General features: G+C 69.2%; 3 protein-coding genes. All 3 read right to left on the reverse strand.

The annotated features are described in order from the left end of the window. A partial coding sequence (locus MQN93_RS43600; RefSeq protein WP_242713906.1) for an SDR family NAD(P)-dependent oxidoreductase occupies nucleotides 1-243 on the reverse strand: 243 nt, incomplete at its 3' end. Nucleotides 244-353: 110 nt separating this feature from the next. Then, on the reverse strand, nucleotides 354-812 hold the full coding sequence (locus MQN93_RS43605) for a carboxymuconolactone decarboxylase family protein (protein WP_242713907.1): 459 nt from the start codon (nucleotides 810-812) through the stop codon (nucleotides 354-356). Between the two features lie 82 nt (nucleotides 813-894). Beyond that, on the reverse strand, nucleotides 895-1,815 hold the full coding sequence (locus MQN93_RS43610; RefSeq protein WP_242713908.1) for an NADP-dependent oxidoreductase: 921 nt from the start codon (nucleotides 1,813-1,815) through the stop codon (nucleotides 895-897). Between the last annotated feature and the right edge of the window lie 301 nt (nucleotides 1,816-2,116).

Consider the following 2,116-nt stretch of genomic DNA (forward strand, 5'->3'; position numbering starts at 1 on the left):
ATGGTCCTCCGCCAGCTGCTTCTGCGCCTCGACGACCTGGTCCCGGTCGGCCAGGTCGGCCTCGACTGCCCATGCGCTGCCGGAGCGCGACAGCGCGGCCACGGCGTCGTCGAGCTTGCGGCCCGCACGGCCGACGATCACCGCGCTGCCACCTCCCGCGATCACGTTCTCGGCGGTCTGGAGGCCCATGCCGCTGGCGCCGCCGATCACGACGAGTTTCCTGCCTTCGAAGTCCGTGGCCACGCGGATCACACTCCAATGAACGGTGTACGAACGCTCCTTGTTGTGATGCGACCCTTCCACCGCGGGGTCTACGGCAGCTCTACGAGGCCTCTACGCGGGAAAGGTGCCGCTCACGCCTCGACGGGGTACCTGCTGGTGATCGCGACGCGGTTGAAGGCGTTCATCACGGTGGCCAGCCAGGCGATCGCCGAGATCTGGTCGGCGGTGAGTACGGCCGCGGCAGCGTCGTAGTCCTCGTCGCTGACGTGTCCGTCCGGCACGCAGGTGATCGCCTCGGTCAGGCGGAGAGCTGCACGGTCGGTCTCGGAGAAGTAGCCGGTCTCTTCCCATGCGGGCAGCACGGCGATCCGGTCGGGGTTTTCGCCCTTCTTGAGGGCGTCGCGGGTGTGCATGCGCAAGCAGAAGGAACATCCGTTGATCTGGGAGGTACGGATCTTCAACAGCTCGACCAGGAGCGGGTCCAGGCCCGCTGCAGAGGTGGTCTCGTCCACCTCCGACGACAGGGCGATGAGGGCCTTGTAGGGGGCCGGGTGCTGCTTGCCGATGTTGACGCGTGGGGAGTTGGTCATGGTTCCTTTGATTCGTACGTGAGGCTTGCGTGGCACCGGAGACCCGCAGGGCGGGCCTCATCGGTGCCCTGTTTCGGTCGTCTCAGTCTTCGGTGACGCGGACGATGGTCCTGCCGGGAGTGCGTGTGGTGGAGGCGTACGCGGAGGGTGCGTCCGCGAGGGTGTGGACCGCGCCGATGTTCAGCTTGAGCCGGCCGTCCCGTACCCGTGTGGCGATGTCGGTGAGCCGGGCGCGGTCGGGTTCGACGATGAAGAAGACGGCCCGTCCGTCCTTGGGCTGGGTCTTGGGCGGCGCGGCGATGGTGACAAGGGTGCCGCCGGGGCGTACGAGGGCGATGGAACGGTCGAGGATGTCTCCGCCGATCACGTCCAGTACGACATCGACCTGGTCCGCGTCCTCCAGCGGGTCGGTCTGCAGGTCCAGGAAGGTGTCGGCGCCCAGGGCGAGGACCCGGTCCCGGTCGCGGGCACGGCCGGTGCCGACGACGCGGGCGCCTGCCTCGCGGGCGAGCTGTACCGCGATCGAGCCGACGCCGCCCGCGGCGCCGTGGATCAGGACGGTCTGTCCGGTGGTGAGACGACCGTGGTCGAACAGGGCCTGCCAGGCGGTCAGCCCGGAGATGGGCAGCGCGGCGGCCGTGGTGTGGTCGATGTCCGCCGGGAGCGGGGCGAGGTTGCGGGCTTCCACCGCGGTGTACTGGGCGAGCGTGCCGTTGCGTCTCCAGTCGGCCAGGCCGAACACCCGCTGACCGACGCTCAGGCCGGTGGTGCCGTACCCCAACTCCACGACGACACCGGACAGTTCGTGCCCGGGCACACTGGGTGTCCGGTCCCGGCCGGCGTGGTCGGTCCAGGTGCCCGGCCAGTCGAGCTCGCCGGGCGTGAAGCCCGCGGCGTGCACCCGCACGACGACGTCGTTCTCGCCTGCCTCGGGGTAGGGCATGTCGGTCAGGGTCATGCCCGCAAGACCGGCATCGCGGTCCTGCACAGTGATGGCGTGCATAGAGGTCCTCACAGGGAAGGGCGACGCGTACTCGCGCGTTCCTTCTCGAACCCGCGCGTCTCTTCGTCGTCCGCTTGCTGTCTCATCAGGGAGACGAGGCAGCCCCTGCGGGTGTGACGGCTCAACGGAGCTCACATTTCTCGGGATGGCTGACGCTGCGATACGCAGAGGTCAGGCCCCATGATCGTGGGGCCGCCGGCCCCCTGCCGGCTCCCGGCCCTGCCAGTCGGCCAGTCTGCCCTGGTCAGGGAGGTCCTACCCTGCCTTCCCCGCCTGCTCCGCTGCGTACGCGGCGACCAGT

The sequence above is a fragment of the Streptomyces spinosisporus genome (genome assembly GCF_022698145.1).
In the GTDB taxonomy this organism is placed as follows: Bacteria; Actinomycetota; Actinomycetes; order Streptomycetales; family Streptomycetaceae; genus Streptomyces; species Streptomyces spinosisporus.

What these genes read in the sequence shown, in the direction of transcription:
- MQN93_RS43605 (WP_242713907.1), bottom strand. Translation starts at nt 812, where the DNA reads ATGACCAACTCCCCACGCGTCAACATCGGCAAGCAGCACCCGGCCCCC.
- MQN93_RS43610 (WP_242713908.1), bottom strand. Translation starts at nt 1,815, where the DNA reads ATGCACGCCATCACTGTGCAGGACCGCGATGCCGGTCTTGCGGGCATG.